This window comes from Micromonospora cabrerizensis (assembly GCF_022230955.1).
Lineage (GTDB): Bacteria > Actinomycetota > Actinomycetes > Mycobacteriales > Micromonosporaceae > Micromonospora > Micromonospora cabrerizensis.
Map to the genome: position 1 here is coordinate 53516 of NZ_JAKKFI010000103.1, position 22968 is coordinate 76483.

General features: G+C 72.1%; 21 protein-coding genes. 9 read left to right on the forward strand and 12 right to left on the reverse strand.

Annotated features, from left to right (window positions below; genetic code table 11):
* Positions 1-21: 21 nt before the first annotated feature.
* Positions 22-1950 carry a molecular chaperone HtpG gene (gene htpG, locus LADH09A_RS27595; protein WP_238648573.1) on the reverse strand — a complete coding sequence of 643 codons (1929 nt, stop codon included), beginning with the start codon at positions 1948-1950 and terminating at the stop codon, positions 22-24.
* 149 nt (positions 1951-2099) lie between these two features.
* Between htpG and LADH09A_RS27600 the strand changes: the two genes are divergently transcribed.
* On the forward strand, positions 2100-2798 hold the full coding sequence (locus LADH09A_RS27600; protein WP_238648574.1) for an SDR family oxidoreductase: 699 nt from the start codon (positions 2100-2102) through the stop codon (positions 2796-2798).
* 62 nt (positions 2799-2860) lie between these two features.
* On the opposite strand, the gene LADH09A_RS27605 is transcribed toward LADH09A_RS27600, so the two are convergent.
* The gene (locus LADH09A_RS27605) at positions 2861-4618 is read right to left on the reverse strand and encodes a M28 family peptidase (protein WP_238648575.1); all 1758 of its coding nucleotides are present in this window, start codon (positions 4616-4618) and stop codon (positions 2861-2863) included.
* Between the two features lie 202 nt (positions 4619-4820).
* Here LADH09A_RS27605 and LADH09A_RS27610 point away from each other — a divergent pair, with 202 nt between their 5' ends.
* Positions 4821-7595: an ATP-binding protein gene (locus tag LADH09A_RS27610; protein ID WP_238648576.1), complete on the forward strand. Its 2775-nt coding sequence runs from the start codon at positions 4821-4823 to the stop codon at positions 7593-7595.
* Positions 7596-7614: 19 nt separating this feature from the next.
* Here the strand turns inward: LADH09A_RS27610 and LADH09A_RS27615 are convergent, their stop codons facing one another.
* The gene (locus LADH09A_RS27615; RefSeq protein ID WP_238648577.1) at positions 7615-8373 is read right to left on the reverse strand and encodes a hypothetical protein; all 759 of its coding nucleotides are present in this window, start codon (positions 8371-8373) and stop codon (positions 7615-7617) included.
* Positions 8370-8870 (reverse strand): SigE family RNA polymerase sigma factor, encoded by a 501-nt coding sequence (locus tag LADH09A_RS27620; protein ID WP_238648578.1) that lies wholly within the window; start codon positions 8868-8870, stop codon positions 8370-8372. Before LADH09A_RS27620 ends, LADH09A_RS27615 begins: the two co-directional genes overlap by 4 nt.
* A gap of 139 nt (positions 8871-9009) precedes the next feature.
* Here LADH09A_RS27620 and LADH09A_RS27625 point away from each other — a divergent pair, with 139 nt between their 5' ends.
* Positions 9010-9831 (forward strand): DUF3152 domain-containing protein, encoded by an 822-nt coding sequence (locus LADH09A_RS27625; protein ID WP_238648579.1) that lies wholly within the window; start codon positions 9010-9012, stop codon positions 9829-9831.
* A gap of 15 nt (positions 9832-9846) precedes the next feature.
* Here LADH09A_RS27625 and LADH09A_RS27630 read toward each other — a convergent pair whose 3' ends face one another.
* On the reverse strand, positions 9847-10488 hold the full coding sequence (locus tag LADH09A_RS27630; RefSeq protein ID WP_238648629.1) for a hypothetical protein: 642 nt from the start codon (positions 10486-10488) through the stop codon (positions 9847-9849).
* A 129-nt stretch (positions 10489-10617) separates the two neighbouring features.
* Entirely contained in the window at positions 10618-11799 is a 1182-nt protein-coding gene (locus tag LADH09A_RS27635) for a snapalysin family zinc-dependent metalloprotease (RefSeq protein WP_238648581.1), read from the reverse strand.
* Between the two features lie 241 nt (positions 11800-12040).
* Here LADH09A_RS27635 and LADH09A_RS27640 point away from each other — a divergent pair, with 241 nt between their 5' ends.
* Positions 12041-12604 (forward strand): AMIN-like domain-containing (lipo)protein, encoded by a 564-nt coding sequence (locus tag LADH09A_RS27640; RefSeq protein WP_238648582.1) that lies wholly within the window; start codon positions 12041-12043, stop codon positions 12602-12604.
* A gap of 102 nt (positions 12605-12706) precedes the next feature.
* Here LADH09A_RS27640 and LADH09A_RS27645 read toward each other — a convergent pair whose 3' ends face one another.
* From LADH09A_RS27645 to LADH09A_RS27670, 6 genes are all read right to left on the reverse strand, one after another.
* Complete coding sequence (locus tag LADH09A_RS27645) at positions 12707-13894, reverse strand: RNA polymerase sigma factor (RefSeq protein WP_238648583.1); 1188 nt, start codon at positions 13892-13894, stop codon at positions 12707-12709.
* Between the two features lie 19 nt (positions 13895-13913).
* Complete coding sequence (locus tag LADH09A_RS27650) at positions 13914-14267, reverse strand: YciI family protein (RefSeq protein ID WP_238648584.1); 354 nt, start codon at positions 14265-14267, stop codon at positions 13914-13916.
* A gap of 39 nt (positions 14268-14306) precedes the next feature.
* Positions 14307-14720: a DUF6069 family protein gene (locus LADH09A_RS27655; RefSeq protein ID WP_238648585.1), complete on the reverse strand. Its 414-nt coding sequence runs from the start codon at positions 14718-14720 to the stop codon at positions 14307-14309.
* Between the two features lie 261 nt (positions 14721-14981).
* Entirely contained in the window at positions 14982-15944 is a 963-nt protein-coding gene (locus LADH09A_RS27660; RefSeq protein WP_238648586.1) for an exonuclease/endonuclease/phosphatase family protein, read from the reverse strand.
* A 45-nt stretch (positions 15945-15989) separates the two neighbouring features.
* A complete protein-coding gene (locus tag LADH09A_RS27665; RefSeq protein ID WP_238648587.1) occupies positions 15990-16817 on the reverse strand; it encodes a peptidoglycan-binding domain-containing protein in 828 nt (275 codons plus the stop codon).
* 95 nt (positions 16818-16912) lie between these two features.
* Positions 16913-17269 carry an L-rhamnose mutarotase gene (locus tag LADH09A_RS27670; protein WP_238648589.1) on the reverse strand — a complete coding sequence of 119 codons (357 nt, stop codon included), beginning with the start codon at positions 17267-17269 and terminating at the stop codon, positions 16913-16915.
* Positions 17270-17558: 289 nt separating this feature from the next.
* Here LADH09A_RS27670 and LADH09A_RS27675 point away from each other — a divergent pair, with 289 nt between their 5' ends.
* From LADH09A_RS27675 to LADH09A_RS27695, 5 genes are all read left to right on the forward strand, one after another.
* Entirely contained in the window at positions 17559-18239 is a 681-nt protein-coding gene (locus tag LADH09A_RS27675; protein ID WP_238648591.1) for a response regulator, read from the forward strand.
* 14 nt (positions 18240-18253) lie between these two features.
* Complete coding sequence (locus tag LADH09A_RS27680) at positions 18254-19678, forward strand: ATP-binding protein (protein WP_238648592.1); 1425 nt, start codon at positions 18254-18256, stop codon at positions 19676-19678.
* A 236-nt stretch (positions 19679-19914) separates the two neighbouring features.
* Positions 19915-20568, forward strand: coding sequence for a Gmad2 immunoglobulin-like domain-containing protein (locus LADH09A_RS27685; RefSeq protein ID WP_238648593.1), 654 nt, complete (start codon positions 19915-19917; stop codon positions 20566-20568).
* Between the two features lie 138 nt (positions 20569-20706).
* On the forward strand, positions 20707-21336 hold the full coding sequence (locus tag LADH09A_RS27690; protein WP_238648594.1) for a TetR/AcrR family transcriptional regulator: 630 nt from the start codon (positions 20707-20709) through the stop codon (positions 21334-21336).
* Between the two features lie 35 nt (positions 21337-21371).
* Positions 21372-22865, forward strand: a complete 1494-nt coding sequence (locus LADH09A_RS27695) for an MFS transporter (protein WP_238648595.1) — start codon at positions 21372-21374, stop codon at positions 22863-22865.
* Positions 22866-22968 lie beyond the last annotated feature (103 nt).

The following is a 22968-nucleotide window of genomic DNA, read 5'->3' on the forward strand; positions in this document are numbered from 1 at the left end:
CCGTCGGAGGGGGTACGCCAGCTACAGGGTGCGCGCCAGCCGGTCGGCGAGCGTCCGGGTGAAGCGGGCCGGGTCGGTCAGCTCACCGCCCTCGGCGAGCACCGCCAGACCGTAGAGCAGCTCGGCGGTCTCGGTCAGCGCCGCCTGGTCGCCGCCCTGCTCGTGGGCCTTGCGCAGCCCGGACACCAGCGGGTGACCGGGGTTGATCTCCAGGATCCGCTTGGTCGGGGGCACCTCGTGCCCCATCGCCCGGTACATCTTCTCCAGGGTCGGGGTGAGGTCGTGGGCGTCGCCGACGACGCAGGCCGGCGAGGTGGTCAGCCGTGACGACAGACGCACCTCCCGGACGCTGTCGGTCAGGGTGGTGCCCAGCCAGTCGAGCAGGGCGGCGAACTCCTGTCGCTGCTGCTCGCGCTCGGCCTCGGCCTGCTGCTTCTCCTCGTCGGTGTCCAGGTCGATCTCGCCCTTGGCGATGGAGCGCAGCGGCCGGCCGTCGTACGCGCCGACCCGCTCGACCCACACCTCGTCGACCTGGTCGGTGAGCAGCAGCACCTCGTGGCCCTTGGCCCGGAACGCCTCCAGGTGCGGCGAGTTCTCGATGGCGGCCCGGGACTCGCCGGTGGCGTACCAGATGTCGCTCTGGCCGTCCTTCATGCGTGCGACGTAGCCGGCCAGGTCGGTGGTCTCGGCCGGGTCGTGGGTGGAGGCGACCGACAGCAGGCCCAGCAGGGTGTCGCGGTTGTCGGTGTCGTCGATCAACCCTTCCTTGACCACCGCGCCGAACTCGGTCCAGAAGGTGCGGTACCGCTCGGCGTGGTTGGCCTTGAGGTCCTTGGCCGTGGCGAGGATCTTCTTCACCAGGCGACGGCGGACGATCTGGATCTGCCGGTCCTGCTGGAGGATCTCGCGGGAGATGTTCAGCGACAGGTCGTGCGCGTCGACCACGCCCTTGACGAAGCGCAGGTACGTCGGGACCAGCGCCTCGCAGTCGTCCATGATGAAGACACGCTTGACGTAGAGCTGCACGCCCCGGCGGCCCTGCGGGGAGAACAGGTCGAGCGGGGCGTGGCTGGGCAGGAACAGCAGCGCCTCGTACTCGAAGGTGCCCTCGCCCTTCATGTGCACGACCTCGAGCGGGTCGGCCCAGTCGTGGCTGACGTGCTTGTAGAACTCGTTGTACTCGGCGGCGTCGACCTCGTCGCGGGGCCGCGCCCACAGCGCCTTCATCGAGTTGAGGGTCTGCACCTCGCTGGTGGCGGCCTCACCGTCGGCGCCCGGCCGCTCGACGCTCATCCGGATCGGCCAGGCGATGAAGTCGGAGTATCGCTTGACGATCTCCCGGACGGTCCACTCGGCGGTGTAGTCGTGCAGGTTGTCCTCGGTGTCGACCGGTTTGAGGTGCAGGGTCACCGTGGTCCCCTGCGGCGCCTCGTCGACGGACTCGATCGAGTAGGTGCCCTCGCCGGTGGACTCCCAGCGGGTGCCGCCGGTCTCGCCGGCCTTGCGGGTCAGCAGGGTGACCCGGTCGGCGACCATGAACGCGGCGTAGAAGCCGACGCCGAACTGGCCGATCAGATCCTGCGAGGCGTGGGCGTCGGCGGATTCGCGCAGCTTGCGCAGCAGCTCGGCGGTGCCCGACTTGGCGATGGTGCCGATCAGCTGGACGACCTCGTCACGGGTCATCCCGATGCCGTTGTCCCGCACGGTGAGGGTGCGGGCGTCCCGGTCGATCTCGAGGGTGACGTGCAGGTCGTCGGTGTCGGCGACGAGGTCCTTGTCGACCAGCGTGGCCAGTCGCAGCTTGTCCAGTGCGTCGGACGCGTTCGAGATGAGTTCCCGTAGGAAGACGTCCTTGTTCGAATAGATCGAGTGGACCACCAACTGGAGGAGCTGACGCGCCTCGGCCTGGAACTCCAACGTTTCGGCCTGGTTGCTCACACCGTCTCCCATCTCGGCTCGTGCGGAGGTTCGCGGAAAGGATACGAGCCGTCACCGGCCGGGTTGTGGCCGCCTCGGGGTCGCATTCCCGATTCAGGGGGTGGCCCTCGTGACGTAGCTGACTTTGGTAAACGCAAGTCAGGTCGGATAGCGTGACGGCCATGAAGATCGCAGGAACCACCGCCCTCGTCACCGGCGCCAACCGCGGCCTCGGCCGACACCTGGCCGCCGAACTCCTCGCCCGGGGCGCCACCGTCTACGCCGGCGCCCGCAACCCCGACAGCGTCGACCTGCCCGGCGTGACGCCGGTACGCCTCGACATCACCGACCCCGCCTCGGTGGCCGCCGCCGCCACGCTGGCCGGGAACGTGAACCTGCTGATCAACAACGCCGGCATCGACACCCGCACCGATCTGCTCGACGGCGACCTGGACCTCGTCCGGCTGGAGCTGGAGACGCACTACATCGGCACCCTGTCGACGGTCCGGGCGTTCGCGCCGGTCATCGCCGGCAACGGCGGCGGAACGATCCTCAACGTGCTCTCCGTGCTGTCCTGGTTCGGTGCCCCGATCCACGGGGCCTACAGCGCCGCCAAGTCGGCCGAGTGGTCGATGACCAACGTGCTGCGCGTCCAGCTCGCCGAGCGGGGCGTCCGGGTCGCCGGCCTGCACGTCGGCTACCTGGACACCGACATGGCCGCCGACGTCACCGGCCCGAAACTGGACCCGGCGACGATCGCCCGGATCGCTGTGGACGGCATCGAGGCCGACGCGTACGAGATCCTCGCCGACGACCTCAGCCGCCAGGTGCAGGCCGGGCTGGCCGGCGGTGTCGCCGCGCTCTACCCGCAGCTTCCCTGACCCGCGACGCGACGAGCCGCCGCCGGGAACCCCGGCGGCGGCTCGCCCCTTCGGGTACGCGGTCAGCTCGCCTGCAACGTCACGTCGTCGATCACGAAGCTGGTCTGCAACGACGAGTCCTCGGTGCCGGTGAACGTGAGCGTCACCGTCTGCCCGGCGTACGCGGCAACGTTGAGCGTGCGCTGGACGTAGCTGGTGGAGGCGTTGAGGTTCGAGTACGTCGCCAGCGTGGTCGAGCCCATCCGCACGGTCAGCCTGTCGTACGCCGTGGACGTGGTCGTCTCGGCGGTGTCGATGCGCGTCCAGAACGACAGCGTGTAGCTGGCGCAGCCGGCCGGCACTGTCACCGACTGGGACAGGGTCTCGGTGCGGGTGCTGCCGTACCCGTTGAGCCACGCCTTGTACGACCCGGTTCGGGCCGGCTTGCTGCTGGCGTTGGTGATCACGCCGGAGGACGCCGTCCACACCGTGGCGCCGCTCTCGAAGCCGCCGTTTCCGATCACCTGGGTGGCCGCGCAGCCGCCGGTGCCGGTCACCGTGAGAGTGAGGGTGGCGCTGCGGGTGACCGAGCCGGTGCCGGTGACCGTCACCGTGAAGGTGCCGGTCGCGGCGCTTGACGACGCGGTCAGGGTCATCGTCGACGAGCTGCCGGAGGTCACCGCGGACGGGCTGAACGAGACGCTCACCCCGCTGGGCGCGCCGGAGGCGGAGAGGCTGACCGACTGCGCCGAGCCGGCCGTGGTGGCGGTGGCTACCGTCGCGGTGGTGCTGGCGCCCCGCGCGACGGTGCGCGTCGTGGGGCTGACCGCGACCGAGAAGTCGTTGGTGGGGGTGCCGCCGCCCACGGCGAGTTGCCACAGCGCGTACGCGACACCGTCGGCCGCCCGGTTCAGCACGGTGGCGCTGACGTTGGCGGTGGTGTCGCAGGCGCGGTGGTAACACGGGTCGTACGCGGAGTTGGCCGTGCCGCCCCACTTGGCCGCCTGGGAGCTGGTCTTGCGGGCGCTCGCGCCGGCGGCGTACCCCGAGGTGGGGATGCCGGCCTGCTGGAAGTAGTAGTCGTCGGAGCGGCCCTGACCCTCGACGTTCTCCTCCGGCTGGAGGCCCAACGAGTCCCAGTACGCCTTCAGCGGCGCCGCCGTGGTCGAGGTCACCCGGTTGATGAAGTAGCCGCCGTTGACCGAGCCGACCATGTCGAAGTTGTAGTAACCCTTGATGTAGCCGCGCTGGGTGGCGTTGAGCGAGTTGACGTAGAACCGGGAGCCGTTGAGCCCCTGCTCCTCGTCGGTCCACCAGGCGAACCGGACCTTCTTCGTCATGGTCGGGCTCTGCGCGGCCAGAGCCAGCGCGTTCTCCAGCAGGGTCGCCGAGCCGGTGGCGTTGTCGTTGATGCCGGGGCCGGCCGAGACGCCGTCGAGGTGGGCGCCGAACATGACCACCTGGTCGGTCGGGCCGCCCGGCCACTCGGCGATCAGGTTGTTCGAGGGGTACGTGCAGCTGGAGCAGTACTGCTCACTGACGGTGTAGCCGGCCGACTGGAGCCTGGTCTTGACGTACGTCAGCGAGGCGGTGTAGCCGGCCGAGCCGGCCCTGCGGTTGCCGCCGTTGCTGGTGGCGATGCTGTTGAACTGGGTGAGGTGGGCCTGGATGTTGCTGACGGAGATGTCCGGTGCTGCCAACGCGGCGGCGGTCGCGGCGATCGGCCGGGCCTCCGTCGTCGTGGTCCTCGGTGACGCGGCTACCGGCTGGGCGGCCAGCGTCACCGTCATCCCGGCGAACACGGCAAGCGCGATTCCCGCGCTCAGCGTTCTGCCTCTCATGGGGGCTCCTCGGGGTTGGAGAGATACCCGAGACACTTACAGATGTCGATCCGTTGAGCATCGGTCGTTCGTCCCGAACCGCCGCCGCTTCGACGGTGGGTACCGGCGTCGGCACAGGTGAGTAGAGATGCCAGGATGGGTAGGTAACGCAGCAGGGGTCGTCGGGCCCGGAACGGGGGCTAGCGATGGGGCCGGGTCGAGCGTGACACGACCCAGCATCGACCTGTTCAGCGGCGGCGGTGACACCGGTCGGCTGATGGCGGAGCTGGACTGGGCCCACACGCCACTCGGCCCGGTCAGCGGATGGCCACAGAGTTTGCGCGCCGCGGTCCGGCTCGTGCTCTCCTCCCGCTATCCCATGCTGCTGCTCTGGGGGGACGACCTCTCCCAGCTCTACAACGACGCGTACTCCACGCTGATCGGCGACAAGCACCCCGCCGCGCTCGGCAACGACGTGCGGGTGACCCTGGCCGAGGGCTGGGACGTGCTCGCCCCGCTGATCGAGCAGGCCATGGCCACCGGGGTCGCCAGCTGGGTCCCCGCGCTGCAACTGCTGCTGGAGCGGGCCGGCTACCGCGAGGAGGCGTACTTCAGCGTCTCGCACGCGCCCGCCCGCGACGACGACGGCCGCACCGTCGGCGTCTTCACCGTGTGCAGCGAGGTCACCGAGCAGGTGGTCGGCGAACGCCGGCTGCGCCTGCTGCGCGACCTGTCCGTTCTGGGCGACGGGCGCACCGTCGACGTGGACGCCACCGCCGCCCGACTGATCGGCACGATCGACAGCCACCCACTGGACGTGCCGTTCGCCGCCATCTACCTGCGCGACGGCGCGGTGCTGCGGCGGCTCGCCTGCACCGGCGGCGACCAGGGGCACGAGGGGGCGCTACCGGACACCGTCGAGCTGGCCGACCCCGGCCCGGTCGCGTACGCGTGGGGGCTGCCGGACGCCGCCGAGGGCCGCCCGACCCCGGTGAGCGACGTCGCCGCCCGGTTGCCACTGCCCGCCGGCCCGTGGGGCGACCTGGTCCACACCGCGCTGGCGCTGCCACTCCCCTCCGGCGACGAGGACCAGCCGCTCGGTGTCCTGCTGGCGGGGGTCAGCCCCAGCCGAGGGCTCGACGAGGCGTACCGGTCCTTCGACCAGTTGCTGGCGCAGCAGATCTCCGTGGCGCTGCGCAACGCCCAGGAGCACGAGGAGGAGCGGCGCCGGGTCGAGGCGCTGGCCGAACTGGACCGGGTCAAGACCGACTTCTTCGCCAACGTCAGCCACGAGTTCCGTACCCCGTTGACCCTCATGCTCGGCCCGCTGGCCGACGCCCTCAGCGACGCGACCGCGCCCCTGGCCCCCGTGCAGCGGGAGCGGGCGGAGACCGCGTGGCGCAACGCCACCCGGCTGTTGACGCTGGTCAACAGCCTGCTCACCTTCAGCAGTCTGGAGGCCGGGCGGGCGCGCAGCGACGCCCGCGCGGTCGACCTGTCCGCGCTCACCGCCGAGCTGGCCGGTGTGTTCCGGGCCGCCGTCGAGCGGGCCGGGCTGACCCTGGAGGTGGCCTGCCCACCGCTGCCACGGCCGGTGACCATCGACCCGGTCAACTGGGAGCGCATCGTCACCAACCTGCTCTCCAACGCCCTGAAGTACACGTTCATCGGTCGGATCCGGGTCACCCTGGACGCCGACGACGAGGAGGTACGCCTCACCGTCGCGGACACCGGCATCGGCATCGCCGACCAGGACCTGCCGAAACTCTTCGAACGCTTCCACCGGGTACGGGGCGCCCGCTCACGCAGCCACGAGGGCACCGGCATCGGCCTGGCCCTGGTGCACGAGCTGGCCCGGCTGGAGGGCGGCGAGGTCCGGGTGGCCAGCCGGGTGGGCGAAGGCACCACCTTCACCGTGGCGCTTCCCTGGTCGGCGGCGCGCCGCACGGCGCTGACCGGCCCGCCGGTGGACGGGCGGGGCGACGCCGCCCGCGCCGCTGCCGAGGAGGCGATGGGTTGGCTCGCCGAACCGGACAGCAGCGTGACGGAGCCCGACCGTACGAGCGGCCCGCCGGTGGACGAGCTGGCCGGGTCCCGGATCCTGGTCGCCGACGACAACAGCGACATGCGGGCGTACCTCAGCCGGCTGCTCACCGGGCAGGGCTGGCGGGTGCGGACCGTCACCGACGGCCGGCAAGCCCTCGACGAGATCGGCCGCGAGCGGCCCGACCTGCTCCTCACCGACGTGATGATGCCGGTGCTGGACGGCTTCGACCTGCTGCGCCGGCTTCGCGCGGATCCGGCGACCCGGGCGCTGCCGGTGCTGGTGCTCTCCGCCCGTGCCGGCGGTGAGGCCAGCGTGGAGGGCCTGAGCCTGGGCGCCGACGACTACCTGGTGAAGCCGTTCGCCGCGGCCGAGCTGATCGCCCGGATCCGGGCCGCCATCCGGCGGGCCCGCGTCCGCACCGCCGCCAGCCCGGCGACGGTCGACGCCGCACCGGCGACGACGCGACCGGCCGCGGTCACCGACGCCGCGCCGGCCCCGGCGGTCGAACCCGTCGGCGACGTTCCGGTGGTTGCGCAGGCTCCGGCCGACCGGCACAGGCTGGGCGACGTCCTGGACGTCGGGTGGGCGTACCCGTCCGTGCCCACCTCGGCCGCGGTCATGCGTCGGGACGTCCGGCGGGCGCTGGGCGACCTCGACGTCGACCCGGACGTGCTGGAGGATCTGCTGCTCGCCGCGTCCGAGGCGATGAACAACGCCGTCGAGCACGCGCAGCGGCCCAGCCGCCCGGAGGTGCGGGTGCGGGTCCAGGTCGGTGTCGACCTGGTCCGGATCTCGGTGCGGGACTTCGGCACCTGGCGGGACCGGCGACCCGCCATGGACCGGGGGCGCGGCGCGCTGCTGATGAACGCGTACGGCGACGTGCGGCTGGTCTCCACCGTCGAGGGGACGACGGTGACCATCGAGCGCCGGTTGGCCGCCGACCCCGCCTGAGTGACCGGCCGGCAGCGCGTCAGAGCCGGCGGCCGCTGGCGTCGCGGGCGATGATGCCGTCGAGCCGCTCCCCCGGGGTCAGCTCGACCGGGTCGAACCAGAAGATCAGCACCTGCTTGTCCATGCTCCACCGGGCCAGTCGGGCGTCGACCTGCCGACCACCGACCGTGCCGACGATGCGGTGGGCGGGGCCGACGAAATAGCCGAAGGTGGGCACCGGCACGGTCGACGAGCCCTCGTCGTACCCGATCTGATGGAACCCGGGGCTGCGGTCGGCCCCGTCGACGTCGTTGACCAGGAGGTCCGTGGTCAGCATGCCGTTGGCGGCGCGGCGACCGGCGGCCAGCCCGATGGAGACCTTCGGCTCGCCGGGCACCGACACCCCGACGAAGTAGTAGACCCGCTGGTCAGCACCGTGTCGCACCCCGCTGTCGATCAGCTGGCCCAGGGGCTTGGGGGGCGGCACGTCGCGGGCCACCGTCGGCGGTGGAGTGGGCTCCGACGAGGTCGACGCCGTCGGCGAGACGCCGGCCGGTGGCGGAGCGACCGCGACCGGTGGCGGACGCTCGGGCGTCGGCGGGTCACCCGGCAGGGCGCCGACCGCCACCACGACGACAACGGCGGCCACGCCGGCCGCGAGCGTCGCCGCCCCGGCACCGGCAACCCGCCGACGGGTCCGCAACCGCCGCCCCTCGCGCATCACCACGGCCAGATCGAGCGATGCGTCGGGGCGCTCGGTGTCCCGCATGGCCTGGCGGAGCCGTTCCAGCTCGCTCATCGGCGCGCCTCCTCGTCGGATGTCCGCGGCCCGGCGCTGCGCAGCTTCTCCAGGGCTCGTGAGCTGGTGCTCTTGACCGTGCCCACCGACACGGCGAGTTCCCGGGCCACCTGCGCCTCCGGGAGGTCGAAGTAGTAGCGCAGCACGACGATGGCCCGCTCCCGGGGGCTGAGCGCGCCGAGGATGGTGATCAGCCAGCGCCGGGTGGTCACCTCGTCAGCCACGTCGCCGCGCCGCTGCTCCGGCACCTCGTCGGTCGGGTACTCCCGCATCGGCCGCCGCCACCCGTCGACCAGGTGGTTGACCAGGGTGCGGCGGGCGTACCCGTAGGCGTCGTCGTCATGGATGCGGGACCACGAGGCATAGGTACGGACCAGGGCGGTCTGCGCGGCGTCCTCGGCCTGGTGGTGGTCGCCGGTCATCAGGAACGCGGCGTGCACGAGCCGCGCGGACGCCGCCCTCGCGAACTCGACGAACTCCCTGTCACCCCGCGCCACCGCGAACCCTCCCCCGTCCCACACCGCTATGGACGGGTCAGGTCGGCAAAAGGTTGAGCGGTGGGTCACATCAACTTTTCGCCACGGTCACCCGTCTTCTCCTCCGCGCCGCCGCCGAGCGACGCGCGAGGGGAGAGACATGTCGACGAAGGTTACCCACCGGTGGCGTACCGCCTCGGCGGCGTTGCCGGTGGTGGTGGCGCTGCTCACCGGATGCGGGATGCCAGCGGCCGGGCAGCCCCCGACCGGTGCCGGCCCCGCCGGGTCGCCCACGGTGGCTGCCACCGGGCGCCCGACCGGCAGCGCCGACGCGACGCCCAGTCCCCTGCCCGTCGTCCCGATCAGCTACCCGGCCGTCGGTGGCAACCGCTGGTCCACCGCAGCCGGCGAGACGGCACCCGGACGCCCGGGCGGCGGTCGGCTGCTGCGGTACCGGATCGTCGTGGAACGGGACATCCGGGGGCTGCCGGTGGGCGACGTCGCCACGGCGATCACCGCGACACTGAACGATCCCCGCGGGTGGACGGCCGGCGGGGCGTGGCGGCTGCGCCGGGTGGGTGCCGGCGAAGCCACCGACTTCACCATCTACCTGGCCACCCCCGGCACCCGCGACACACTCTGCCAGGACGTGCCGGACGGCTACACCTCGTGCCGCAACGGTGGCCGCGTGGTGCTCAACGTGGCGCGCTGGGTCAAGGGCGTACCGGGCTACGGCGCGAGCCTGGCCACCTATCGGCAGTACATGGTCAACCACGAGGTGGGGCACAAGCTCGGGTTCGGTCACGAGCGGTGCCCGGGGCGGGGCCGGCCGGCGCCGGTGATGCAGCAACAGACGCTGGGCCGGCACGGCTGCACCGCGAACGCCTGGCCGTACCCGGAGGGCAGGGTCCGCCACAGCGGGCCGGTCGGGGCCTACGACGACGAGATCCCGCGGCGCGAGGGTGCCTACTCGGCGCAGTGAGGCTGCGGGCACGCCTCAGGTGGGGCGACCGCGCTCCTGGGCGAGCCGCTCGTCCAGCCGACCCAGCTCGTAGACGGCGTTGAGGCTGGTGGGCAACCGGCTGACATTGTCCGGCACCGGGCCGGGATCCGGCGTGGGAGCGGGGGCTGGCGCGGGACCCGGGGCTGGCGCGGGAGCGGCGGCCGGGGGACGGCGGCGCAGCAGGAGCAGCACCAGCACCACCAGGCCTGCCAGGACCAGCAGATAGGAGACGGGCGGCCAGCTGTCGCGGGCGGGGCTGGCGAGCGCCGGCGGGGTGACCGGAGCGGGAGGGGCGCCGTCGCGGCGGGGCACGGCTGCCGTACGGGTGCCCGTGACCTCGCCACCGACGGGGCGAGCGGGTGCGACCGGAGCAGCCGGGACGTGGACCGCGGCCGGCGAGCCCGCGGACGTGGGGGCCGCGGTCGGTCTCACCGGGCCGGGTTGGCTCGTGACCGCCGGCGGCCTCGGCGTGGGGGGCGCGGTCGGCGCCGCGCTCGGTGCGCCGTCGCCTTCGAGGAGGTCGTCGACGATCCGGCCGACGCCACCGAGGAGGTCGGCGACCGGACCCGGGGTGGCCGACGGGGACGGCGCGGGCGCGAGAGCGAGGGTCAGCGCGAGGGCGACGACGGCAGGCACGGGGTGCACCTCCGATGCGTGGATATGCCACGCACCGTATCGCATGGTGGGATCGGGTGGGGTGACACCGCCACGCCGCCAGCGGGGACGCGCGGGTGTGCGCGTCCCCGCTGGCGGCGTCCTCGATGGTCAGACGGGCAGCCCGCCGACCTGGGTGGAGATCCAGGTCCGGATGGACGGCAGGTCGACGTAGATGGACGGGCCGGTGGCGCAGGTGGAGTTGCTGTTGCCGGCGCGGCTGGTCGCGCCGATCAGGTTCCACACCCCGTTGACCCGGCGCACCTGCGGCCCACCCGAGTCGCCGTAGCAGGCGCCGGAGTTGCCGTTGGTGTTGTTGGTGCAGATCTCGTACGGGCCGTTGATGCCCGAGCACCGACTGTCGGCCACGATGGACGTGTCGAGCTCGTTGGCGACCGCCGGGGCCGATCCGCAGCCCCGGGGCGCGCAGGTCTGGCCCCAGCCGATGATCCGGGTGGCGGTGCCGACCGCGCCGGAGGTGCTCGGGATCGGGGCCGGTGCGTAGGTGACCGAGCTGGCCAGTTGCAGCAGCTTGACGTCGACGCTCGGGTGGTTGACCGCACGGGTCACCCGCACCACCGTCCCGCCGCTGGAGCGGTTGACGCTGCCCACCCGCACCGAGGACGGCGTCGAGCAGTGCTTGGCGGTGACCGCCCAGTTGCCCTTGATCAGCGTGCCGGTGCAGCCGGAGACGTAGACCATGAACGGGTAGTTCTCCGACGCCGGCCGGCCGCCGACCACCAACGGCTCGATGTCGGAGGCGCCGGTCCAGGTGTACGTCGTACTGGCCGGAGCGGCCAGGCTGCCGGCGAACAGCGAGTTCACCCGGCTCGCCTCGGCCGAGCTGGGGTTCGCGTTGCGGCAGGACACCGGGGCGCTGCTGCCGGACATCAGGTCGGAGCACAGCCCGGTGCGCCGGTCCGGCAGGCCCAGGATGTGGCCGACTTCGTGGGTGGCGATGCGGGTGCGGTCGTAGCCCTGGTTGACGGCCTGGCGGCCCATCCAGATCCGTCCCGAGCCGAGGCCGGTCGGCTGCGCCCGGGGCCAGCCCTCGTCGACGTAGATGGTGATGCTGGCCGGGGTGCCGGCCAACAGCCGGACGTTGCTGACCCGGCTGTTCCAGATCTGCGCCGCCTGGTCGAAGTTGGTGCGGAACTCGCCGGTCCGGCTCGCGTCGTAGTAGACGGTCCGCACGGCGGCGGCCGGAGCGCCCGTGGCGAGCTGCACCCCGGCTGCCGCCAGCACGGCCACCATCATGGCCATCGCCGTACGTCTCAGTTGTCGTCGGAACATCACGCACTCCCCTGCGGTCGTCCGGCGGCCACCGGCCACCGGTCATCGATGTACGTGAATGCTAGAGCCCAGGCGGTCGATGTCCGACATAGCGGAAGCGTCATACCGCCGAGGCGATCGGCTGTTACACGGCGGTTACGCCGCGGCGAAGTGCCCGTGCCGAGAAACGACGACGGTGACGGCAGAGGGTCACCGGCAGCGCCGCCGTCACGTGACCCCGACTCTCGAACGGAGAACCACGATGAGGATCAGAAGCTCACTGACGGCACTGGTGGTCGTCCTCGCCGGGTTGGTCGTCGGCGCGGGCAGCAGCACCACGGCGGGCGCCACGACCGGGTCGGCGTCCTGCGGCATCACCTGGGGCAGCGCGGAGAAGTCGGCCGGCGCGCTCAGCGACGCCCCGCTGGTCGACGTCCGCGCCGGCCGGCACGACTGCTACGACCGGGTGGTGTTCGAGTTCGCCGGCCCGGTCGACGGTTACGCGGTCGGCTACGGCGAGACGTGGACCGAGGGCGAAGGGCTGGCGTTGTCGCCGTACACCGCCGGAGGTGCGCTGCTGCGGGTTTCGCTGCGGGCACCGGCGTACGACGACGCCCACCAGGGCACTGTGCCGTACGCGGTCGGCGAGCACGTCGCGAACCTGCTGCGCTACCCGACGCTGCGGGACGTCGTCTTCGGCGGCAGCTTCGAGGGCTACAGCACCTTCGCGGTCGGCGTACGGGCACGGTTGCCGTTCCGCGCGTTCGTCCTCGCCGGTCCCGGCGCACACAGTCGGGTGGTGCTCGACGTGGCCCACCAGTGGTGATCAGTTCCGGACACCGAGCCGCCCCGGCAGACGCGCTCGTCGCCGGGGCGGGAGCCGCGGTGTCTGGTCCTCGGTGCGGGTGGCGGTCATGATGTGCACCGTTCACGGGTGGGTCAGTGCGGTACGACGGTTCTGCAGGTAGGCCCGCTCGGTCTCGTTGGTGGCCAGCGCCACGGCCTGGTCGTAGGCCGCTCGGGCCTCGTCGTCGCGTCCGAGGCGGGCGAGCAGTTCGGCCCGGGTGGCGGGCAGCCGGTGGTAGCCCGGGAGGTCGACACCCTCCAAACTGGCGAGGGCCACCGCCGGCCCGTGCACCTCGGCGACGGCGACGGCACGGTTGAGCGCGACGACCGGGGTCGGCGTGAGCACGAGGAGCTGGTCGTACAGTGCCAGGACCTGTGGCCAGTCGGTGGCGGCGCCGTCGGTGTGCACAGCGCTGATCGCGGCCTGGATCTGGTACGCGCCGGGCCGGTTGCGCCGCAGGCAGCGGCGGACCAGGTCGTGGCCCTCGGCGATGAGCGCACGGTTCCACAGTGAGCGGTCCTGGTCGGCCAGCAGCACCAGTTCGCCGGTCGGGTCGAGCCGGGCCGGGCGACGGGCCTCGGTCAGCAGCAACAGGGCGAGCAGGCCCAGGACCTCGGGCTCGTCGGGCATCAACGTGGCGAGTTCGCGGGCGAGCCGGATCGCCTCGGTGCACAGGTCCGTTCTGATCAGCGGCCCGGCGGTGGACGCGTAGCCCTCGTTGAACATCAGGTACAGCACGGTAAGCACCGGCGGCAGCCGGTCCGGCAGCTCGTGTTCGGCTGGCACCCGGTACGGGATGGTGGCGTCTCGGATCTTCTTCTTGGCGCGCACGATCCGCTGGGCGACGGTGGCCTCCTGGACCAGGTAGGCCCGGGCGATCTCCGACACGTCGAGGCCACCGAGCAGGCGCAGCGTGAGGGCGGTCCGCGCGTCGGGAGCGAGCGCCGGGTGGCAGCAGGTGAAGATGAGTCGCAGCTGGTCGTCCTTCACCGGTCCCACCTCTCGCGGCTCGTCCTGGTGGTGCAACAGCAGTGCCTGGGCGTGCCGGGCCTCGCGGGTCGACTCCCGGCGGAGCCGGTCGACGGCCCGGTTGCGGGCGGTGGTCACGATCCAGGCGCCCGGGTTGGGTGGCGGGGTCTGCCACTTCTGCAACGCCGTGGTGAAGGCGTCCTGGACCGCCTCCTCGGCGAGGTTGATGTCACCGAGGATGCGGGCCAGGGTGGCGACGCAGCGGCCGTACTCCGCGCGGTAGATCCCTGCCAGGTCCATGTCGGGGACCGACTCCTGTTCAGGCCTGGGACAGGTCGTCGAAGGGGCGTACCTCGACCGGGCCGCAGGCCGCCGCGCACTTCTCGGCCCAGGCGAGCGCCTGGTCCAGGTCCGCGCACCTGATGACCCAGAACCCGGCCATGTGCTCCTTCGTCTCGACGAACGGCCCATCGCTCATGGTGGTGGCGCCGTTCTCGATCCGGACGACGGTGGCGCTGTCCGGCGAGAGGAGCCCTCCGCCGAAGACCCAGGCGCCCGAGGCCTGCATCTCGTCGTTGATCCGGCCGGTCTCGGCGAACATGGTCTGCATCTCCTCGTCGGACGGGGCCGGCGCGCCCTCGACGAGGTGAACGGACAGCAGGTACTGCTTCATGACGATCCTCCGGTGGGTCGGCGGGTGGATGACGGCAGGTCAGGCGGCCAGGCGGCGCGCGAGGGCGGGAATCACGATCGCGGCCGCGACCAGGTGGGTGAGCATCAGCAGCGCCTTGGTGCCGGCCCCGGCGTCCGCGATGACGTCCGGCACCAGCGACAGGGCCGTCAGCACCACCGTCGTACGGACGAACGTGCGCCGCGGACGCCGGGCGAAACGGGACAGCAACGCGGCAAGGAGCACCCCGACCAGCGAGAAGGCGGCGGTCAGCACGCCGAAGCCCGTCACCGGAATCGGCGCGTCGGCCACGTCGAGGCTGACTCCTGCCGCGTGGCCGACGGCGGCGACGGCCATGGTGGCGGCGCTCGCGGCAACCGTGGCGACGAGACCGGTCCGGATCAGCGCGCCGAAGGTCGACGTGGCGGCGGGGGTGGTGGTCGCTGTGCTGGTCATCGTGCCCTCCAGTGGGTGCGTGGCCCGTCGCGGTGCCGGGCTCTCACCAGGGCTACGAAGAGGATCAACCCCGATCGACAGGTACGCCCAAAGTTTCTTGACCCCGGCGTACCGCTGAACGTGATCGACCCGGTTGTGGTGGTGTCGGGGTCGGGACACCTCGGATATCCCGGCCGCCAGGAACGCGAGTCGATCATCGACCTCGGGGATGGTGCGGCGGCACGGCACGTCGGGCGACGTGCCGTGCCGCCGTGTCGGTCCTCAGTAATTCACGTGGGCGGTGAGAGCGCGGTGCTCGGAGTACTCGCCGCCGGTCATCGACGGCGTGACGGTCGCGACGTTGCTGAAGCCGTTGCCGCTCTTGACCAGCAGAAAGTCGATCCGCCGGCTGCCGTTGGTGTCGTACGCCGAGGAGCAGTCGCGGCTACCGCACCTCTCGGCGATCGGGTCGCGGTAGCCGTCGGCCTTGCCGTCGTCCCACCAGCCCGCGTCCTCGGGCTCGGCATTGGCATCACCCGCGACGATCTTCAGGCCGCCACCGAGACGGTCCATCGCCTCGTCGGCCTCCTTGATGTTCTCGTCGGCGCACCTCGGGCCGTGCCAGGTGTTGGTCGGCCAGTGGATCGAGGCCACCGACACGTCCTCGTTGCGTACGTTGTCGTGCAGCCGGACGGCGATGTTGTGGACGCGGTCCTGGCTGCTGCGGGTGGGTTCGAGGTTCTGGCACCCACCGGTGCCGGCGTCGTAGTCCTCGGGGGCGTCGGAGCGCCATCGGGTGGCGTCCTCGTAGGTGAACCGGTCCGTGCGGTAGATGACGGCGTTGGTCTGCTGGTTCTTCAACCTGCCGCAGGTGCTGGTGTAACCCATCGAACCAGGGCTCGCGATCGCGATCTGCCCGGCGTACGTGCCGGGCAGCTCGTCGGAGAGGCGCCGCGTCAGGGTGTTGAGCTGCGTCTGGTTGGACACCTGCTGCACCGTGAAGATGTCCGGACTCAGCGGTCGGCCCTTGATGTAGGTGATCAGGCGGTCCCAGCTGTAGCCGTCCGCGCAGGAGCTCGGCAGCCAGTTCTCGATGTTGTTGTTGTAGACCACCAGGTAACTGGCCGACGTGTTCACGGCGGCCTGGGCCCCGGTCGAGCTGGCGATGCTGATCGCCGCGGTCGTGAGTGCCGTGGTCAGCACGGCGACGGTGCCGCGCAGGAGACGGCTGGTACGGATGGACAACGGTGCTCCTCTGTGCCGCAGAGATGGGGGGCGAGTCAGCGCGCCTCAGAGCGTCCGCTGGTACTCCTCCCAGGTCCGCTTGGGGCTGACTGCCGGTCCGTCGTCGGCACCCCGGTTGGCCAGGCCGTTACGACCGAGGTAGTAGTCGCCGGCCTGGTTCTGCGCGCCGGTCGACTGGTCGGTGTCGGAGAGCGCGATGGCGTGGATGTGGTAGCCCCAGTCCCCCTGGGCCGGCGTCCGCAGCCAGGCGGCGAAGCCCACCGTCCGCAGTCGACGCAGCACGTCCGTCCGGACGGCCGACGAGAGGCCACTGACCGACAGGTCGAGCGCGCCGCCGCCGTCGTGGGTGCCGGCGGAGGCGCCCACACCGCTGCTGTAGGAGCCCTGCGTGATGCCGAGCTGACGGCCGAGCAGACGTTCGGCCTCGAACAGCATCGTCCTGGTGCGGGTGTTGACCTGCACACCGCGCAGGGTCACCACACTGCCGGGCGAGATCGCCCGGGCCACGGTGTAGCGCCCCTCGCCGAGCGACCGCAGCGACGACGGGCCGGGAAGGCCGGTCGCGTCGAGACCCGTGTAGCCGAGGGACCGCTGGTACGCCGCGTACGCGGCGATCGTGCTGGTGCCGAAGTGCCCGTCGACGTACGCCGACGAGAGCAGCCCTCTGGCCTGGAGTGCGCGCTCCACCAGCAGGACGCTGTCCTTGGCCCCGTCGGTGAGTGCGGTGTCCGGCCGACGTGGGTCGATCTGCGCCGCCTTGATCAGCGCCTCCATGTCCAGCTGCGGCAACGCGGCCGTGGCCGGGCCGGCCAGCGGGACGGCGCCGACCACAGCCGCACCGGCGGCGACGAGCAGGTTCCTTCTCGTGAGCACGCTTCCTCCGCAAGATGTTGACTGATCCCCATGAGTGAATGGAGATATTCTTCAATGCGGAGGCCGAGTTGTCACCCCACCGAGGGCAGCACCCGTCAGCTCGCGGAGCCCTGTGGCGCCGGGTCGGGCACCGGCCCGACCGCCTCGTCGGCCAGGTGCCAGACCTCCCGCATCGGGGCCCACCAGTGCCCCGAGCCGGGCTCGGCGAGCGACTCCTGACACGGGTCGGTCAGCTTCCACCACTCCTGGGTCTGCGGGTCAGCGGCGATGAGCCGCAGGTCGGCGTCGTAGTCGTCGCCGACGTACTCGTAGTAGCCGAAGAGCAGGTCGTTGTGCAGAAAGATGGTGTAGTTGCGGAAGTTCGCCTCGCGCAGCGTCTGTTCGACGCTCGGCCAGACGGTGGCGTGCAGCCGTAAATAGGTTTCCCGCTGGTCCGGGCGGAGTCGGATCACGCAGCCGTGACGTTGCACGTCGTGCCCCTTCGTGTGAGCTGGTCGGATCGAGGTGGCCGGGGGTCACCCTCAACGGCGCGCAACCGTCCGCCGCCGGTGGGCGTGGCGGGCGGTGCGCGCTGACCGCCGGATCAGGCGGTGTGCTGATCCGAGCGACCGATGATCTCAGTAGCCCACGTCGAGATCAACGCTCCGCCGGCACGAGGTGCCACCCGACGGTCCGGCCGGGCCGTGGAACCCGACCGTTTCGCCAGGCTGCGCACCGTGGCGGCGGGTCTACTCTCGGGTGATGGAGGGCCGCGTGCTGGTGGTCGAGGACGACGCCTCCATCCGGGAGGTCACCGCCCTCGGGCTGCGCCGCGCCGGATTCCGGGTGGACACCGCCGTCGACGGGCGGCAGGCCCTGGCGGCATGGCGAGCGCACCCGCTCGACCTGATCGTGCTCGACGTCATGCTGCCCGGCCTGGACGGCCTGGACGTCTGCCGGGAGATCCGGCGTACCAGTCAGGTGCCGATCCTGATGGTGACCGCGCGCACCGACACCATCGACGTGGTGGTCGGGTTGGAGTGCGGCGCCGACGACTACCTGCGCAAGCCCTTCGACCTGCCCGAGCTGGTGGCCCGGGTCCGCTCGGTGCTGCGCAGGACGAGCGCTGTCACCCCGTCCACCATCATCGAGGTCGGCGGCCTGGAGATCGACCCGGGCAGCTTCGTGGTCCGCCGGCACGGCCGGGAGGTGGCGCTGACCGCCACCGAGTTCCGCCTGTTGCTGGAGCTGGCCCGCCGACCCGGCCAGGTCTTCACCCGGGAGCTGCTGTTGGACCTGGTCTGGCACCACGACTTCCTCGGCGACTCCCGACTGGTCGACGTGGCGGTGCAACGGCTGCGCGCCAAGATCGAAGAGGACCCGGCACAGCCACGGTTGATCCGTACCGTGCGCGGCGCCGGCTACAAGCTGTCCGTGGGCTGACGGGAGGGGCGGCGATGGCCGGACGCGTGGTGACCCCGGGCCGCCTGCGGCGCCGGCTGACCATCGCGTTCGTCCTGGTCGCCGGGGTCTCGGCCGGGTTGCTGGCCGGCGGCACGGGGCTGCTGCTGCGGCAGTCCTGGTGGGACGCGTCGCTGCACCAGGCCGCCGCCGACGCCCGCTACCAACTCGTGCTCGCCGGACAGTTCCTTCCGCTGACCGAGCACCGCAGCGCCGAACTGCTCACCAGCTTCGAGGCCAGCGGCCGGCACGTGGTGCTCGTCGACGGCCCGAGCCGCCCCTCGCACCCCGCGTACGCCCCGACGCTCGGCACCCGGTTGCGGGCCACCGTCGCGGGCGGACAACTCGGCTACCAGCGCTCCGCACCGGCGCAACGCCCTCGGCTGCTGGTGGTCGGCGGGCGCATCCCCGGCTCGACCGCCGAGCTGTACGTCCTCACCGTGGAGGACGACGTCGCCGGCGACCTCGGTCAACTGCGCTCCGCGCTGGTGGCGGGCTGGGTGCTCGTGGTGCTGCTGGCCGCCGGGGTGGGTCATGCGCTCGCCCGCCGCACGCTGGAGCCGGTGGGCCGGGCCAGCCGGGCCGCCCGGGCGCTCACCGAGGGTCTGCTCGCCACCCGCCTGCCGGTACGCGGGCGCGACGAGTTCAGCGTCTGGGCGGCGACGTTCAACGAGATGGCCGAGGCACTGGAGTCGAAGATCGCGGCACTGTCCGCCGCGCAGGCCCGCGAGCGGCGGTTCACCGCCGATGTGGCGCACGAGCTGCGTACCCCGGTGACCGCGCTGGTGGCGGCGGCGTCGCTGCTGGGCGAGCACCTCGACCAGTTACCCGGCGATGCGCGACCGGCCGCGCGGTTGCTGGTCGGCGACGTGGTCCGGCTGCGCCGGCTGGTCGAGGACCTGATGGAGATCTCCCGGTTGGACGCCGGACGGGAGCGGCTGGCCGTCGGGCCCGTCGACGCGTCGGCGCTGCTGCACGGGATCGTCGCCACCCGCGGCTGGTCGGAGCGGGTTCTGGTCGGCGGCGACGCGATCATGCTGCGCACCGACCCGCGCCGGCTGGAGCGCGTGCTGGCCAACCTGGTCGCCAACGCGGTCGAACACGGCGGCGGGGAGATCCGGGCCACCGTGACCGGGGCCGGCCGGCTGGTCGTCTTCGAGGTCACCGACCAGGGGCCGGGCATCCCGGCGGAGCACCTGCCCCACGTCTTCGACCGGTTCCACAAGGTCGACCCGTCCCGCTCGTCGCCGGGCAGCGGGCTCGGGCTGGCCATCGCCCGGGAACACGCCGCGCTGCTCGGCGGTGTGCTGAGCGTCCGCAGCGAGCCCGGCGCCGGCACCTGTTTCCGGCTGGAGCTGCCGACGGACGGTCCCCCCGCGCTGCCGAACGACGACGGCGCGCCGGCCGGTGACACGACATGAACCGCACCGGCGTGATCGCTTGGGTGCTCGTCGCCGGCCTGCTGGTGAACGGGTGCGGCACCCCGCGCTCCGGAGCGCTCGGCCCGGCACCCACGGCGGCACCCTCCAGGACGGCACCGACGAGCGCGGCACCGACGAGCGCCCCAGCGACCGAACGCCCGGATCCGACCGCCTCGGTGAGGCCTCCACGATCACCCACGACGTCCCCGCCGGGGCCGGCCGACCCTCGCGACACCGTGACCATCGAGCTGTGGCTCGTCCGCGCCGGGCAGCTGGTGCCGACCACCCGGGCCCGGCCGGCCACCCTGGCGACGTCGCGGCTGGCGCTGACCGAGCTGGCCGCCGGACCAACACCGGCGGAGGCCGCCGCCGGGCTGACCACTCTCGTCCCGGCCGGCATCGAGGTCAGCCGGATCACCGACGGCACGGCGACGCTGCGGGTGCCGTCCGTCGGCGACCCGGTGCGGCGGCGACTACGCGAAGCCCAGGTGGTGTGGACGCTCACCCAGTTCCCCACCGTGCGTCAGGTCAGCCTGGACGGCGCGCGCCCGGTCGGTCGATCGGACTACGCGGACCTGCTGCCGCCGATCGTGGTGACCAGCCCGACGGCTGGTGAGCGGGTCGCCGCCCCGCTCGTCGTCACCGGCACCGCCACGGTCTTCGAGGCCACGGTGAGCGTCCGGGTGCTGGACGCCGCCGGCCGGGAGGTGGCCACCGGCTTCGGCACCGCCAGTTGCGGCAGCGGCTGCCGCGGCGGCTACCGCGTGGTGGTCGCCTGGCCGACGGCACGGGAGCAGCAGGGCACGGTCGAGGTGTACGAGGTGTCCGCCCACGACGGCTCACGGATCCACACGACGGCGGTGCCGGTGATCCTCGCACCCGGTGCCTGACCACCCCGTTCACCCGCCGGACTCCACCTGGAAACGCAATCGTTTCGTGCACGCCCTGCGACGCAACTCACGAAAGCCTGCACGTTCCCACCTGCGCGAACTAGGGTCAGTACGACATCGTTTCATGGGGGTGCGGGGATGCTGGGTGGTCAGCAGGTGGGTGCGGGTGCCGGAGTGCCGGCGGCCCGGGCCCCGCGCTGCACCGCGAGCGACCTGTTCGCCGTCGTCACCGAGCTGCTGCGCGAGGTCGGCTACGACCGGATGACGATCGACGCCGTCGCCGCTCGCGCCCACGTCAGCAAGGCCACCATCTACCGGCGTTGGGACGGCAAGGCCGAGCTGGTCGTCGCCGCCCTGCGCGACCGGCACGTGGGGGTGCACAATCCGCCCGACACCGGCTCCCTGCGCGGTGACCTGATCGAGTTGCTGCGCGCCACGGCGGCGATCTGCGTGGCCGACTGCGACCTCATGCAGGCGCTGACGTTCGCCATGCGCACCAACCCCGAGCTGGAACGCCTGGTACGCCACCAGGTGCTGCCGGCCGGGCGGGTGGCCAGCACCGCCATCCTGGTCCGAGCCGCCGCCCGCGGGGAGATCCCGCCGGAGGCCGGCGAGCGCGAGTTGTTCCACGATCTGGCGCCCGCGCTCACCATGTCCCGCATCGTCGCGCACGGCCTACCCGCCGATGACGCGTTCCTCACCCAGGTCGTCGACCAGGTGCTGATCCCGGTTCTCCGCTACCAGCACGACCGCCCGTCTCAGGCCTGATTTCTCTCGACATTCGCACCACGGAAGGCTTCACCATGTCCGGAACCACCTCGACCGCCCCCGGCGCGCCCGGCGCCGGGACGTCGACAGGAGCGCCGCACCCGCGTCGCTGGATCGCGCTGGCGGTCATCGCGGTCTCGCAGCTGATGGTCGTGCTCGACGCCACCATCGTGAACATCGCGCTGCCACAGGCCCAGGTCGACCTGGGCATCACCGACGCGAACCGGCAGTGGGTGGTCACCGCCTACACGCTGGCGTTCGGCGGGCTGCTGCTGCTCGGCGGCCGGATCGCCGACTACTGGGGGCGCAAGCGCACCTTCATCGTCGGCATGACCGGCTTCGCGCTCGCCTCCGCGTTGGGCGGCCTCGCCACCACGGGCGGCATGCTCTTCGCCGCCCGTGCGCTCCAGGGCGCCTTCGGCGCGCTGCTCGCGCCGGCCGCGCTGGCGCTGCTCACCGTCCTGTTCACCGAGGCCACCGAGCGGGCCAAGGCCTTCGCGGTGTACGGCGCGATCGCCGGTGGCGGCTCGGCGGTCGGTCTGCTGCTCGGCGGGGTGCTCACCGAGTACGCCGACTGGCGCTGGTGCCTGCTGGTCAACATCCCGGTCGCCGCGATCGCCATCGCCTTCGCGCTCCCGCTGGTGCCGGAGAGCCGGGCGCACGGCAACACCCGCTACGACGTGCCCGGTGCGATCGTGGTGACCGCCGGCCTGGTCTCCCTGGTCTACGGCTTCACCAAGGCCGCCGAGGACGGCTGGGACGCCACCGCGACGCTCGCCTTCATCGCCGCGGGCGTGGCGCTGCTTGCCGCCTTCGTGGTGATCGAGCTGCGCTCCAGCCACCCGCTGCTGCCGCTGCGCATCCTGCTGGACCGCAACCGGGGCGGGGCGTTCCTCACCTCGACGCTGATCGGCGCCGGCCTGTTCGGGGCGTTCCTCTTCCTGACCTTCTACTTCCAGGTGGTGTTGCAGTACAAGCCCCTCGAGGCCGGGCTCGCGTCGCTTCCGGTCACCGCGGGTGTGCTGATCGCCGCGGGTGGTGCCAGTCAGTTGATGCCACGGTTGGGCGCGAAGCCGCTGATGGTCGCCGGGTCGGTGCTCGCCGCCGTGGGCATGCTGGTGCTCACCCAGATCGACGTGGACACCTCGTTCCTCACCCACCTGCTGCCCGCCCAGGTGATCCTGGGCCTGGGCCTGGGCTTCACCTTCGTGCCGCTGTCCAGTCTCGCCCTGGTGGGGGTGCCGGAGCACGACGCCGGCGCGGCCAGCGCGACGCTCAACGCCACCCAGCAGATCGGTGGCTCGCTCGGCACCGCCCTGCTGAACACCTTCTACACCAGCGCGGTCGCCGCCTATCTGGTCGGCCGCGCACCCAACCCGGTCAACCAGGTCGAGGCGCTGGTGCACGGCTACCGCGTGGCGTTCGCCTGGGGCGCGGCGCTGATCGTGCTCGCCGGGCTGGCCACCCTGGTCCTGGTGAAGGTGCGCAAGGAGGACGTTCCGACCGGCAACACCGTGCACATGGGCTGAGCCGACCGACGCGGCCGCCGGCCGGACCGCCCCGACGTGGGGTTGGCCCGGCCGGCGGCCGTTTCCGGTAACGTCCCGACCATCGTCGAAAATCCGTTTGAGG